The sequence below is a fragment of the Dactylosporangium siamense genome (assembly GCF_016862795.1).
Classification (GTDB): domain Bacteria; phylum Actinomycetota; class Actinomycetes; order Mycobacteriales; family Micromonosporaceae; genus Dactylosporangium; species Dactylosporangium siamense.
On sequence record NZ_BONQ01000096.1, the window covers coordinates 26,126 to 38,534 of the forward strand.

Annotated in this window: 13 protein-coding genes; 8 read left to right on the forward strand and 5 right to left on the reverse strand. The window is 72.7% G+C overall.

The window, feature by feature from the left end; all coding sequences use genetic code 11:
* Positions 1–27 precede the first annotated feature (27 nt).
* The 6 genes from Dsi01nite_RS30985 (at position 28) to Dsi01nite_RS31010 (ending at position 5,320) form a co-directional block, all read left to right on the forward strand.
* The gene (locus Dsi01nite_RS30985; RefSeq protein ID WP_203849847.1) at positions 28–525 is read left to right on the forward strand and encodes a hypothetical protein; all 498 of its coding nucleotides are present in this window, start codon (positions 28–30) and stop codon (positions 523–525) included.
* Positions 526–535: 10 nt separating this feature from the next.
* Complete coding sequence (locus tag Dsi01nite_RS30990; RefSeq protein ID WP_203849848.1) at positions 536–1,210, forward strand: hypothetical protein; 675 nt, start codon at positions 536–538, stop codon at positions 1,208–1,210.
* 126 nt (positions 1,211–1,336) lie between these two features.
* Positions 1,337–1,948: a hypothetical protein gene (locus Dsi01nite_RS30995; RefSeq protein WP_203849849.1), complete on the forward strand. Its 612-nt coding sequence runs from the start codon at positions 1,337–1,339 to the stop codon at positions 1,946–1,948.
* A gap of 20 nt (positions 1,949–1,968) precedes the next feature.
* On the forward strand, positions 1,969–2,988 hold the full coding sequence (locus tag Dsi01nite_RS31000; protein WP_203849850.1) for a hypothetical protein: 1,020 nt from the start codon (positions 1,969–1,971) through the stop codon (positions 2,986–2,988).
* 80 nt (positions 2,989–3,068) lie between these two features.
* Entirely contained in the window at positions 3,069–4,526 is a 1,458-nt protein-coding gene (locus tag Dsi01nite_RS31005) for a flavin-containing monooxygenase (RefSeq protein WP_203849851.1), read from the forward strand.
* Complete coding sequence (locus Dsi01nite_RS31010; RefSeq protein WP_203849852.1) at positions 4,523–5,320, forward strand: alpha/beta fold hydrolase; 798 nt, start codon at positions 4,523–4,525, stop codon at positions 5,318–5,320. Before Dsi01nite_RS31005 ends, Dsi01nite_RS31010 begins: the two co-directional genes overlap by 4 nt.
* Here the strand turns inward: Dsi01nite_RS31010 and Dsi01nite_RS31015 are convergent.
* The 3 genes from Dsi01nite_RS31015 to Dsi01nite_RS31025 are packed head-to-tail and all read right to left on the reverse strand — an operon-like array spanning position 5,317 to position 8,899.
* Positions 5,317–6,396 (reverse strand): Zn-dependent alcohol dehydrogenase, encoded by a 1,080-nt coding sequence (locus Dsi01nite_RS31015; protein WP_203849853.1) that lies wholly within the window; start codon positions 6,394–6,396, stop codon positions 5,317–5,319. The two genes, Dsi01nite_RS31010 and Dsi01nite_RS31015, sit on opposite strands and share 4 nt — an antisense overlap.
* Positions 6,393–7,739 (reverse strand): aldehyde dehydrogenase family protein, encoded by a 1,347-nt coding sequence (locus Dsi01nite_RS31020; RefSeq protein ID WP_203849854.1) that lies wholly within the window; start codon positions 7,737–7,739, stop codon positions 6,393–6,395. The genes Dsi01nite_RS31015 and Dsi01nite_RS31020 overlap by 4 nt, the downstream gene beginning before the upstream one ends.
* An 8-nt stretch (positions 7,740–7,747) precedes the next feature.
* Entirely contained in the window at positions 7,748–8,899 is a 1,152-nt protein-coding gene (locus Dsi01nite_RS31025; protein WP_203849855.1) for an acyl-CoA dehydrogenase family protein, read from the reverse strand.
* 56 nt (positions 8,900–8,955) lie between these two features.
* Between Dsi01nite_RS31025 and Dsi01nite_RS31030 the strand changes: the two genes are divergently transcribed.
* Positions 8,956–9,579, forward strand: a complete 624-nt coding sequence (locus tag Dsi01nite_RS31030; protein WP_203849856.1) for a TetR/AcrR family transcriptional regulator — start codon at positions 8,956–8,958, stop codon at positions 9,577–9,579.
* Between the two features lie 40 nt (positions 9,580–9,619).
* Here Dsi01nite_RS31030 and Dsi01nite_RS31035 read toward each other — a convergent pair whose 3' ends face one another.
* Both Dsi01nite_RS31035 and Dsi01nite_RS31040 read right to left on the reverse strand, forming a co-directional pair.
* Positions 9,620–10,255 (reverse strand): hypothetical protein, encoded by a 636-nt coding sequence (locus Dsi01nite_RS31035; RefSeq protein ID WP_203849857.1) that lies wholly within the window; start codon positions 10,253–10,255, stop codon positions 9,620–9,622.
* Positions 10,256–10,361: 106 nt separating this feature from the next.
* Positions 10,362–10,823 (reverse strand): PaaI family thioesterase, encoded by a 462-nt coding sequence (locus tag Dsi01nite_RS31040; protein WP_203849858.1) that lies wholly within the window; start codon positions 10,821–10,823, stop codon positions 10,362–10,364.
* 105 nt (positions 10,824–10,928) lie between these two features.
* Between Dsi01nite_RS31040 and Dsi01nite_RS31045 the strand changes: the two genes are divergently transcribed.
* Positions 10,929–12,380, forward strand: coding sequence for an AMP-binding protein (locus Dsi01nite_RS31045; protein ID WP_203849859.1), 1,452 nt, complete (start codon positions 10,929–10,931; stop codon positions 12,378–12,380).
* The last annotated feature ends 29 nt before the right edge of the window (positions 12,381–12,409 follow it).

Here is a 12,409-nt window from a genome sequence, read left to right on the forward strand (position 1 = left end):
TTCCGTAGACCTGGGTAGGACCGCGCAATGCAACCTGAAGCCGACGAGTCGGTGCCGGAGCTGGCGACGCAGCCTGACGACGAGCCGCCGGCGCCCGCGCCACCGCAGTCCGCACCGAACGAGCCTGCCCAGGTCAGTCCTGCGCCGGTGAACCCAGCACAGTCCGGTTCAGCACAGTCCGGCTCAGCACAGTCTGGTTCAGCACAGCTCAACGGGGGGTCGTACCGCGCGAAGACCGGCGGGACGTCCGCCGCCGCGCTCGCGTCGATGTGGAACGAGTCCGACCGGCAGCGCATCCGCGGCCGGTGGCTGGAGCTGCAGTCGAAGTTCCTCGACGACCCGCACCTGGTCGCCGGGGAGGCCGAACGGCTCGTCCAGGAGGCGGTCACGTCCCTGACCGCCTCCCTCGACGCCCGGCGGACCCAGCTGCACCAGCAGCGGGCCGGCCGCGGTCTCGACACCGAGAACCTGCGCGCCTCGCTGCGCGACTACCGCGAGTTCCTCGACCGCATTCTCGGCCTCTGAAGGGTTTCACATGAACTCGACGACGATCACGATCGGCCTGGTCGTGCTGGCCCTGGCGGTCGGTGGCTGGATCCTGCTGCGCGGCGGCAAGGAGGAGGACGAGGAGGAGACGGCCACCACGTCGGGCCCGCCCGCGCCCCGCCCGCCGGCCGCCGGCATGGCCGCGCCGAACGGGATGGCGTCTCCGAACGGCATGGTCGCTCCCAACGGGATGGCCGCTCCCAACGGCATGGTCGCTCCGAACGGCATGGTCGCTCCCAACCAGATGGCGGCACCCAACGGGATGGCGGCGCCCGGCTACGGCGCGCAGGTTCCCAACGCCGCGTACGGCGCCGCGTACGGGGCGGCCGCCTCCCCGGCGGTTCCCGCGCCCATGTCGTCGGTCCCGGCGACCGGGTCGTCCTACTTCACGGGGGCGACGTCCCCGTTGACGTCGGAGGGTCACGCGTATGAGGTGCGCGCCCGCTGGCAGGAGCTGCAGCTGCGGTTCGTCGACGACCCGCAGACCGCGGCCGGTGAGGCCGAACGACTCGTCGACGATGCCCTGGCCGGGGTGACGGCGTCGCTGAACGCCCGCAAGGACCAGCTCAGCTCCTGGCGGGCCAGTGGCCGCGACGACACCGAGCAGCTGCGGGCGGCGGTGCACGGGTACCGCGACTTCCTGACCCACCTGGTCGGGCCGTGAGCCTGGTCGGGCCGTGAGCTTGCTCGGGCCGTGAGCTTGCTCGGGCCGTGAGTGAACCGCCCGGAATGACCGTTCTCGTTTGATACCTCGCGTCATGCGGAATACCTCCTGTGAAGGAGGACCGCCATGACAACCACCCAAGTTCTCATCACGATCGTCGTGCTCCTGGTGATCGCTGCGATCGGTTACGGCATCTGGTTCGTCACCCGGCGGCGGGCGCTGCAGCACCGGTTCGGCCCCGAGTACGACCGGGCCGTCGCCGACGGTGACAGCCGCGCCGCCGCCGAACGTGAACTCCGCGAGCGCGAGCGGCGCCACGCCGAGCTCGAGCTGCGCGACCTCACCCCCGAGGCGCGCACCCGCTACACCGCCGCCTGGGAGGAGATCCAGGCCCGGTTCCTGGACGACCCGGCCGGTGCCGTCCGCGACGCCGACGCGCTCGTCACCGAGCTGATCGCCGAGCGCGGGTATCCGAGCGGCGAGTACGAGGAGCAGGTCGCGCACCTGTCGGTCGAGCATGCCCGCACCCTCGGCCACTACCGCGACGCGCACGAGATCAGCCTGGTCAGCGACCGTGGCGAGGCCACCACCGAGCAGCTGCGGCAGGCCGTCGTGCACTACCGCACGCTCTTCTCCGACCTGCTCGGCGCAGACGCCGCCGCGGTTGGGACTGAGGCTGCCGTGCCCGCGCAGCGCGATCCCGAGGACGCCCCCCACGACACCAGCCGCCGGTCGTAGGGCCGGGAAAGGAATCCCTGATGCAGGATCAACGCGGCAATCTCGACGAGGGCCACGTGCCCGCTCCCCGCGACCCGTCCGACGACACCTACCGACCCGACGACACCTACCGACCCGATGACGTCCAGACCGATGACGCCCGGCTCGATGACGTCCGGACCGATGACGCTGCCGTGGGCACGCACGAGACGTACCCGGCCGGCACGTACGCGTCGGGCTCGGTGGCCGCCGACGCCGACCGTGACGACCTGACCGACCGCGACGACGTCGAAGTGGTCGACCACGACCGGGCGCTCGCTGCCGAAGAGGCCGAAGCCGAGCGCGACGACGAGGTCGAAGCCGAGCGCGAGGCCGACGAGATCGAGGCGCACGAGGAGAACGAGGCGCGCGGCGACGGTGACTTCGTCCCCGCGGACGTCGACCCGCCGGCCGACGAGACCGACGAGACCGACGAGGTTGCGGAAGCCGACGAGACCGACGAGGCCGAGACCGCGGACGCGGAGGACGCCGAGGATCGCGCCTGGGCGGCGGAGCACGCGACGCAGTTGCGCGCCGGCTCGCTCGACGCCGACGCCGCCGCCGACGAGGCTCGCGACGACACCAGCGAGGCGCTCGAAGCCGACGAGGCTCGTGACGACACCAGCGAGGCGCTCGAAGGCGGCGAGGCGCTCGACGCCGGCGACGTGGTCGCTGTCCCCGTCCCAGACACCGACACCGACGCCGACACCGCCGCCGACGTTGGGCTGCTGCCCGGGGCGGTCGAGGCGGTGCCGATCGGGGCGATCTGGGCCGACGGTGCCGCGGACGGGCTGCGGGAGCGGTGGCGGGAGCTGCAGCTGCGGTTCATCGACGACCCGCGGTCCGTGGCGGGCGAGGCGGACCAGCTCGTCGCCGAGGTGGTCTCGACCGTCACCGGCGCGCTCGAGTCGCAGCGGGCGCAGCTGAGCGCCTGGCAGACGGACGGCGTCGACGACACGGAGCAGTTGCGGGCGGCGGTCCGCCAGTACCGCGACTTCTTCAACCGCCTGCTCGGCCTCTAGGCGCACCGCCACCGGGTGGCTTCCCCGCGAAGCTACCCGGTGGTAGCCTCCCTGGTACCAGTCGGTACCAGGGAGGTCGCATGCACGTCAGGGTCGCGATCGTCGGTGCGGGGTTCGGCGGGCTGGGTGCCGCGATCCGGCTCAAGCAGCGGGGCCATGACGACTTCGTCGTCTTCGAGCGGGCCGCGGAGCTCGGTGGCACGTGGCGGGACAACGCGTATCCGGGCTGCGCCTGCGACGTCCCTTCGCACGTCTACTCGTTCTCCTTCGCGCTGAACCCGGCGTGGAGCAGCACCTACTCGCCGCAGCCCGAGATCTGGGCGTACCTGCGCGACTGCGCGGACCGGTACGCGCTGCGGCCCAGCATCCGCTTCGACACCGACGTGCGACAGGCCTCCTGGGACGCCACCGCGGGCCACTGGCGGATCGAGACGTCACAGCGCGGATCACAGCGCGAGTGGACCGCGGACGTGCTGATCAGCGCGGGCGGCCCGCTCAACGAGCCGGTGATCCCGAAGCTGCCCGGCCTGGAGACGTTCCGCGGCGAGACGTTCCACTCCTCCCGCTGGAACCACGACCACGATCTCACCGGCCGCCGCGTCGCGGTCATCGGCACCGGGGCGTCGGCGGTCCAGTTCGTGCCGGCGATCCAGCCGTCCGTCGAGCGGCTCGCCCTCTTCCAGCGCACCGCCGCATGGGTCATGCCGCGCAACGAGCGGCCGCTGCGGCGCTGGGAGCACACGGTGTACCGGCGGATCCCGGGCGCGCAACGACTGATGCGCACGCTCGTCTACTGGGCGATCGAGTCGACCGTCATCGGCTTCCTGCGGCCGGGGGTGATGCGGCTGGCGCAACGGATCGCGCTGCGCAACCTGCGGACCGCGGTCACCGACCCGGCGCTGCGCGAACGGCTCACCCCCGGCTACGCGATGGGCTGCAAACGGGTCCTGAAGTCCAACACCTACTACCCGGCCCTCGCGCGGGACAACGTCGACGTGGTGACCGAGCCGATCGCGGAGATCCGTCCACAGGGGATCGTCACCCGCGACGGCGTCGAGCACGAGGTCGACACGATCATCTTCGGCACCGGGTTCCGCGTCACCGACCTGCCGATCGCCGAACGGGTCCGGGGCCGGGACGGGCGCAGCCTCGCCGAGGTGTGGCAGGGCAGCCCAGAGGCGTACCGCGGCACGACCGTCGCCGGCTTCCCCAACCTGTTCCTCCTGCTCGGCCCCAACACCGGCCTCGGCCACAACTCCGTCGTGCTGATGATCGAGGCGCAGATCGAGTACATCCTCGGCGCGCTGCGCACCCTGGGGCGCGGGGCACGCAGCCTCGAACCGCGGGCGGAGGCGCAGCGGGCGTTCACCGCCGCCGTCGACCGGCGCATGGCGGGCACCGTCTGGGCGACCGGTGGCTGCAGCAGCTGGTACATCGACGCGACCGGCCGCAACTCGACCCTCTGGCCAGGGTCCACCTGGCGGTTCCGCCAGCGGATGAAACGCTTCGACGTCACGGCATACGAGGTGACCGCATGACCCTGCACAGTGCCCCGCAGCGCACCCACCTGCACAGTGTCCGGAAGGGCTCCGGTGCGCCGCTGGTGCTCATCCACGGCATCGGCCACCACTGGCGCGCCTGGGAACCCGTCATCGACCTCCTCGCCGAGCACCACGACGTGATCGCGATCGACCTCCCGGGCTTCGGGCGGTCACCGGCCCCCGCGGAGAACCGCGGCATGCCGAGCGCCGTCGAGGCCCTCGCGGCGTACTTCGCCGAGAACGGCCTGGACCGGCCGCACGTCGCCGGCAACAGCCTCGGCGGCGCCATCGCCCTGGAGCTCGCCGCCGCCGGTCACGCCCGCTCGGCCACCGCCCTGTCCCCGGCCGGCTTCTGCACCCCCGCCCAGGTGCGCCGGGCGCTGAGCATCCTGCGCGGCCACCGGGTCGGCGCCTTCACCCCGACGCCGCTGCTGAAGGTCTTCTACCGCACCGGCTTCGGCAAGGCGTTCTCCTTCGGCTGGCTGGTCCGCGACCCCGGCGTCCTCACCGCCGAGCGCGCCCTCGCCGACACCCTGGCGCTGCGCGGCGGCAAGGGCTTCGGCGCGGTCGCCCGCCACGGCCGGAACTACGCCTTCACCGTGCGACCCGAGGTCCCGGTCACGATCGCGTGGGGCTCCCGCGACCGGATCTTCCTGCCGGTCCAGGCCGGTGTCGCCCGGGACCGCCTTCCCGACGCCCGGCACGTCACCCTCGACGGCTGCGGCCACGTCCCGATGAGCGACGACCCGGCCCTGGTCGCCGGCGTCATCCTGCGGACGACCCAGCGCTAGAAGTGGATCAGGGTGCGGGCGCCGACGCCGTTGCGCATCCGCTCGAAGGCGGCGTTCACCTCGTCGAGGGCGACGTGGTCGGTGACCAGGGCGGACAGGTTCAGCGCGCCGGAGCGGTAGTGCGACAGCAGCACGGGGACGTCCACGGCGGGGTCGGTGCTGCCGTACATGCAGCCGGTCAGGGTCCGGGCGAAGTACGCGACCTCCAGGGCGCTGAACGTGACCTCGTCGGTGGTGGAGCCGAGGCCGAGGACGGTGGCCCGGCCGCCGCGGCGGGTGACGGACCAGGCGGCGCGGATCGTCGCGGCGCGGCCGACGCACTCGACGGCGTGGTCGGCGCCGCGGCCCGAGGTCAGCGCGCGGATCTCCTTGGCGAGGGAGGGGCCTGGGGTGCGGAAGTGGGTCGCGCCGAGGGACAGCGCGAGCTCCTCCTTGGCCGGTGACGCGTCGACGGCGATGATCGTCGAGGCGCCGGCGATGCGGGCGCCCTGCAGGGCGGCGAGGCCGACGCCGCCGAGGCCGATGACGGCCACGGACTCGCCCGCGCGCACCCGGGCGGAGTTGAGGATCGCGCCGACGCCGGTGAGGACGGCGCAGCCGAGCAGGGCGGCCTCGGCGAGGGGGATGTCGGCGGGCACCGGGATGCACGCGTTGGCGCCGACGACGGTCTCGGTGGCGAACGCGCCGGTGCCGAGGCCCGCGTAGACGGCCGCACCGTCGGCCGCGCGGGCGAACGGGACCCCGCGGGCGTCGTCGGCGTGCGCGCACAGGTACGGCTCGCCGGCGTCGCAGAACCAGCAGGACCGGCACGGCGGCGACCAGTTCAGCACCACGTGGTCGCCGACCGAGACGTCCGAGACATCCGGCCCCACCTCGACGACCACTCCCGCGCCCTCGTGGCCGAGGACGACCGGGAACGGCTGCCGCAGGGTGCCGTTGGCCAGGGACAGGTCGGAGTGGCAGACGCCCGCCGCGGCCAGCCGCACCCGCACCTGGGCGGGCCCGACCGGGTTCAGCTCGACGTCCTCCACGACCGCGGGACCGTCGACGGCCCGCAGGACCAGCGCGGCGGTCACAGCTGGATCGCCTTCACCGACGTGAACTCCTCGTAGCCGTGGACGCCGAGCTCGCGGCCGTATCCGGAGTCGCCGATCCCGCCGAACGGGGCGAGAGGGTTGAACGAGCCGCCGTTGACGTCGACCTGGCCGGTGCGCAGCCGCCGGGCGACGGCGAGGGCGTGCTCCTGCGAGCCGGACCAGACGCTGCCGGCCAGGCCGTACGGCGTGCCGTTGGCGATGCGCACGGCGTCGTCCTCGTCGCGGTACCGGATGATCGACAGCACCGGGCCGAAGATCTCCTCCTGCGCGATGGCGGACGCGGGGTCGACGTCGGCGAACACGACCGGTGCCACGTAGTAGCCGACGTCGGGCACGGATCCGTTGCCCAGCGCGAGTTTCGCCCCGTCGGCGAGGCCGCGCGAGACGTAGGACAGCACCCGGTCGCGTTGCGCGGCGGAGGCCAGGGGGCCGAGGCGGGTGGCCGGGTCGGTGGGGTCGCCGACGGTGTACCGGGACGCCGCCGCGACGGCGAGGGCGACCACCTCGTCGTGCTGGGACTCGTGCACGAGCAGGCGGGTCCACGCGGTGCAGGTCTGGCCGGAGTTGAGGAAGCAGTTGCCGACGCCCACCTTCACCGCGGCGGCGAGGTCGGCGTCCGGAAGGATCACGTTCGCGGACTTCCCGCCCAGCTCGAGCGACACCCGGGTGAGATGCTTCGCCGCCAGTGCCGCCACGGTACGGCCGGCGCCGGTCGAACCGGTGAACGACACCAGGTCGACCCCGGGATGCCCGGCCAGGGCCGCCCCGGTCGGGTCGCCGTAGCCGGTGACGAGGTTGTAGACGCCGTCCGGCAGTCCCGCCTCACGGACCAGGTCGCGCAGGCGCAGCGCGGACAGCGGGGCGACCTCGCTCGGCTTGTGCACGACGGTGTTGCCGGCGGCCAGGGCCGGCGCGAGCTTCGCGACGGTCTGGTGCAGCGGGTAGTTCCACGGGGTGATCGCCGCGACGACCCCGACCGGGTCGCGCACGATCACGGAGTTGCCGATCCGCTCCTCCGGCAGGTCGCCGCTCAGGAGGTCGACCATCGAGGACAGCACCGCGATCGGCAGGCCGACCTGCACCTTGCGGGCGACGGTGAGTGGCGCGCCCATCTCGGCGGTGATCAGCGCGGCGAGCTCGTCGGCGTGCGCCGCCAGGAGGTCGCGCAGCGCGGCGAGGTGTGCGGCGCGGTCGGCCCGCGACAGCGCGGACCACGGCCCGAGCGCGGCCCGGGCGGCGGCGACGGCCGGGCCCACGTCGGCGGTCTCGGGCACGGACCCGATGACCTCCTCGGTCGCCGGGTTGTAGACGTCGATGCTCAAGAGCCCCCCTAGGCGAACGCGTTCACGCCGGTGAGGGCGCGACCGATGATGAGTTTCTGGATCTGGCTCGTTCCCTCGTACACGGTAGTGACCCGCGCGTCGCGCAGGTACTTGCCCACGGGGTACTCGTCGATGTAGCCGTAACCGCCGAAGACCTGCAGCGCGTTGTTCGCCGCGCGGACCGCGGCCTCCGAGGCGTAGAGCTTCGCGGTGGACGACTCGGTCGCGAACGGCAGGCCCCGGTCGATCAGGTCGGCGACCCGCCACGTCAGCAGCCGGGCCGCGTCGGCCTCGACCGAGATGTCCGCGATCAGCTGCTGCACCAGCTGGAACGACGCGATCGGGCGGCCGAACTGCTCGCGGTGCCTGGCGTAGTCCACCGCCGCGTCCAGGCAGCCCTGGATGATCCCGACGCAGCCGGCCGCCAGGGACATGCGCCCCTTGGCCAGGGCCGACATCGCGATCTTGAAGCCCTCGCCCAACGAACCGAGCAGCGCGTCCTCGCCGACGGTGACCCCGTCGAAGGTCAGCGCCGCGGTCGCCTGGCCGCGCAGGCCGAGCTTGCCGTGGATCTCCTCGACCTGCAGGCCGGCACTGTCCATCGGGACCAGGAACGCCGAGACGCCCTTCGGGCCCGGTTCGCCGGTGCGGGCGAAGACCAGCGCGACCTGCGCCCAGGTGCCGTTCGTGATGAACATCTTCGACCCGTCGAGGCGCCAGCCGCCGTCCACCCGGGTCGCCCGCGTCGCGAGGGATCCGGCGTCGGAGCCGGTGTCGGGCTCCGTCAGCGCGAAGCAGCCGAGGGCGTCGCCGGCGCACAGCCGGGGCAGCCAGGCGGCCTTCTGCTCGGCGGTGCCGTAGCCGTTGATGCTCTTCGCGACGAGTCCGAGGGACACCGACACGATGCCGCGCACCGACGAGTCGCCCTTGCCGAGCTCCTCGAGGACCAGGCAGTAGGTGGTGTGGTCGCCGCCGCTGCCGCCGTGCTCCTCGGGGATCGTGATGCCGAAGATGCCTAGGTCGGCGAGCTTCTTGACGATCGACAGGTCGACCTGCTCGGCCCGGTCCCAGGCGGCGGCGTGCGGGGTGATCTCGCGGGCGACGAACTCGGCGGTCACCTGGCGGATCGCGCGCTGTTCGTCGTTGAGCGTGAAGTCCATGGGACGTCCCTAACCCGGTCCGTTAACTAACGCCGTTAGTTTCTAGGATCGTAGCCATGGTCCGCCCCAGAACGCCACTCCTCAGTCGTGACCGCATCGTCGAGGTGGCCACCGCGATCGTCGACGCCGACGGCCTCGACGCGCTGTCCACCCGGCGGCTGGCCCGCGAACTGGGCGTTCAGGCGCCGTCGCTGTACAACCACTTCGCCACCAAGGAGCAGATCGTCGACGCGATCGGCGACAGCATCGTGGCCGGCGTCGACCTGTCCATGCTGGGTCGGGACCCGTGGCCGGAGGCGTTGAAGGCGTGGGCGCGGGCGTACCGCTCAGCGTTCCGGGCGCACCCGAACGTGGTGCCGTTCCTGGCCCGAGGCCCGGCCCGCCGCCCCGCGTCGCTGCGTCTCGCCGACGCGGTCTACGGCGCGCTCGTCACCGCCGGCTGGCCGCCGGGCGACGCCACCCGCATCGGCGCGACCATGCGGTTCTTCGTCGCGGGGTCGGCGCTGGGGTCGTTCGCGCTCGGCTTCGTCGACGACCCGGACCTGTACGCGCGCGACTACCCGCACCTGCGTGACGCGCACCGGCTCGCCGGTCAGCACGCCCACGTCGACGACAGCGCGTTCGAGCTGGGCCTGGAGGCACTGGTGGACGGGCTGGAACGGCGCTTCGAGCGCCTTTGAGGTGAGAGCTTCGAGCGCCTTCGAGGTGGGAACAGCCGCGTCAGGCAGCCGCCGCCTGCGGCATGACCAGCAGCAGCTGGCCGCCGGGGCGGGTGCTCATGCGGACGGGCATGCTCAGCATCCGGCCGGCCCGGATCAGGACCGTGGCGGTCTCCAGGTCGGGGACCCGCAGGCCGGGGGAGCCGGAGCGGGACGGGCCCGACACCAGCAGCACGCCGCGCCACGCCGACTCGGCGAGCTGGCGGGCGTGGCGGACCTGGCGGGCCGAGCGGGGCAGCTCCGGGGCGCCGCACAGGTCGACGTACCCCTGCTGCCAGGCGCGATCAAGAAAAGGGCCGGTGTCGGTGCCGGTGAGCACCCGGAAGATCTCGTAGCGGTGCCGCGTGCCCGCGGTGTAGCGGTGCACGCTCGCCGAGTGGCCGGCTGCCTCCAGCAGTTCGACCAGCCGGTCCGCGGCGACGGACCGGTTGAACTCGGCGAGCACCCCCGGTTGCAGGTTGGACGGCGCGTGTGCGAAGGCGGTCCGGACCCGGGTGCCCCCCAGCGCCCGGGCCCGTCCTCCTCCGCCGCACACCCCTGTGCATCGCACCAGCACGGCCGCCTCGAACGCGGCGACGGTCGAGGCCCGATAACGCTCGCCGGTTGAGGAGCGCTCGCCGGTCGACACGATGTTCACCCGTTCACCGTGGCGGTTCGGACCGGGCCGGCGGAATCGCGGACGTCGTTCCTTGAGGGAAACTTGACGCTGCGAAACCACCCCGAAAACGAAACCAATCCGAATGTCAGGCCGGCATGAGCACCTGGGTGCATCGGCTCGCGGCGAGCGTGGTCCCGGCGGCGTCGTACAGCTCGGCGGCGCAGAACACGACCTTCCGGGTCCGGCGCAGCACCGTGCCGACCGCCCGCAGCGTGCCCGGCCGGGTGGGGCGGAAGAACTCGACCCGCAGGTCCGCGGTCAGGAACAGCTCGTCGCGGTCGAGCGTGGTGAAGCAGGCGCCGCCCATCGCCGAGTCGAGGACCGCGGTGACCAGGCCGCCCTGGATCACCGGCCCGCCGGGGGTGGTGAAGCCGTATTCGACCGTCGCGTCCCACTCGACGGTCGAGCCGCCGGGTTCCCACCCGGTGCGCCGGAACCCGAGGGTCCGCCACAGGTTCGGTCCGGAGCTTCCGTTGACGCCTCCGCTGTTGTTCCAGTCGCCGACGTCGGCGAATCGCTCACCGGCGGCGATCGGACGATCCGTCATGTGGTCCCTCACTTCACTTGACAGCACGCAAGTATCGGCATAGGCAGTGTAGAAACATGGCGGTAAGAAAACCTGGCGGCAGTACCTTGGTCTGGAGGTTCGTCGATGGTCAACCTCGCCCGCCTCGCCGAGGCGTCACTGGACCGGCACGGCGACTATCCTGCGCTCTGTTTCGAAGGTGCCTGGCACACGTCGGGAGAGTCCCACGACCGCGCGACCCGCCTCGCCGGCGGCCTGCGGGAGCTCGGGGTGCGCCCCGGCGACCGGGTGGCCGTCGTCATGGCCAACTGCCCCGAGGTGTCGCAGGTGTATCAGGCGGTCTGGCGGGCCGGTGCCGTCGTCACCCCGGTCGTCTTCCTGGTCACCGCCGACGAGCTCGGCCACGTCCTGCGCGACTCCGGCGCGGTCGCCGTGGTCACCTCGCCGGAGCTGCTGCCGAAGTTCGGGGAGCTGCTGAAGGCGGGAAACGTGCCGGCGGTCGTCGTGGGCACCCCGTCGTTCGAGGCGCTCCTCGCCGCCGACCCGGCCCCGATCACCGACCGGGGGCCCGACGAGCTCGCGGCGCTGCTGTACACCGGCGGCACCACCGGACGCAGCAAGGGCGTCGCGCTCACCCACGCCAACCTCGCCCACGCGGGCCGGGTCTCCCGGGAGGCGGCCCACACGCCGGGCCTCAACACCGGCATCACCGCGCTGCCGCTGTCCCATTCCTACGGGCTGATGGTCACCGTCGGCGCGATGCAGGCCGTGGAGCCGCCCGTCGCCGTGCTGCAACGCTGGTTCGAACCGGCCGGCTGGCTGAGGCTCGCCGCCGAGCAGCGCGCGCAGACCGCGGCCGTGGTCCCGTCGATGATCGTCATGCTGCTCGGCCAGCCCCTCGCCGCGACCGACCTGAGCGCCCTGCGGTTCGTCTTCTCCGGTGCGGCCCCGCTGCCGCCGGCCGCGGCCGAGGCGTTCGAGCGCCTCGTGCCGTCCGCACGGGTCCTGGAAGGGTACGGCTGCACCGAGACCGGCGGGATCGTCAGCGGCAGCCCCCTGGACGCGCCCCGCCGTGGCACCGTCGGCAAACCCCTGGAAGGCATCGAGGTCCGGCTCGGCGACGACGGCGAGATCCTCGTCCGCGGCCCGAACGTGATGCGCGGGTACTGGGGGACGGACAGCGGGATCGCCGACGGGTGGTTCGCCACCGGCGACGTCGGCACGATCGACGGCGACGGATACCTCAGCATCGTCGACCGCAAGAAGGACCTCATCATCCGGGGCGGGTTCAACGTGTATCCGCGTGACGTCGAGGACGTGCTCACCGCCCACCCCGCCGTCGCCATGGCCGCCGTCGTCGGGCGCCCCGACGAGCGGCTCGGCGAGGAGGTCGTCGCGTTCGTGTCGCTGACCGGCGGGGAGGGTGGCGGGGCCCAGGTCACGGCCGAGGACCTGGACGCGTACGCCCGTGCGCACCTCGCCCCGACGAAACGGCCGCGGGAGATCCACGTCCTGGAACAGATCCCGCTGACGTCGGTCGGCAAGCTCAACCGCAAGGCCCTGCGCGCGCTCCTGTGAGCCGGGCGCCGCTCCTCTACCATGAGCGC

Excerpts from the sequence above, each read along its gene's own strand:
- Dsi01nite_RS31000 (WP_203849850.1), top strand. The coding sequence starts at position 1,969 with ATGCAGGATCAACGCGGCAATCTCGACGAGGGCCACGTGCCCGCTCCC.
- Dsi01nite_RS31030 (WP_203849856.1), top strand. The coding sequence starts at position 8,956 with ATGGTCCGCCCCAGAACGCCACTCCTCAGTCGTGACCGCATCGTCGAG.
- Dsi01nite_RS30985 (WP_203849847.1), top strand. The coding sequence starts at position 28 with ATGCAACCTGAAGCCGACGAGTCGGTGCCGGAGCTGGCGACGCAGCCT.
- Dsi01nite_RS31040 (WP_203849858.1), bottom strand. The coding sequence starts at position 10,823 with ATGACGGATCGTCCGATCGCCGCCGGTGAGCGATTCGCCGACGTCGGC.
- Dsi01nite_RS31005 (WP_203849851.1), top strand. The coding sequence starts at position 3,069 with ATGCACGTCAGGGTCGCGATCGTCGGTGCGGGGTTCGGCGGGCTGGGT.
- Dsi01nite_RS30995 (WP_203849849.1), top strand. The coding sequence starts at position 1,337 with ATGACAACCACCCAAGTTCTCATCACGATCGTCGTGCTCCTGGTGATC.
- Dsi01nite_RS31025 (WP_203849855.1), bottom strand. The coding sequence starts at position 8,899 with ATGGACTTCACGCTCAACGACGAACAGCGCGCGATCCGCCAGGTGACC.
- Dsi01nite_RS31010 (WP_203849852.1), top strand. The coding sequence starts at position 4,523 with ATGACCCTGCACAGTGCCCCGCAGCGCACCCACCTGCACAGTGTCCGG.
- Dsi01nite_RS31045 (WP_203849859.1), top strand. The coding sequence starts at position 10,929 with ATGGTCAACCTCGCCCGCCTCGCCGAGGCGTCACTGGACCGGCACGGC.
- Dsi01nite_RS30990 (WP_203849848.1), top strand. The coding sequence starts at position 536 with ATGAACTCGACGACGATCACGATCGGCCTGGTCGTGCTGGCCCTGGCG.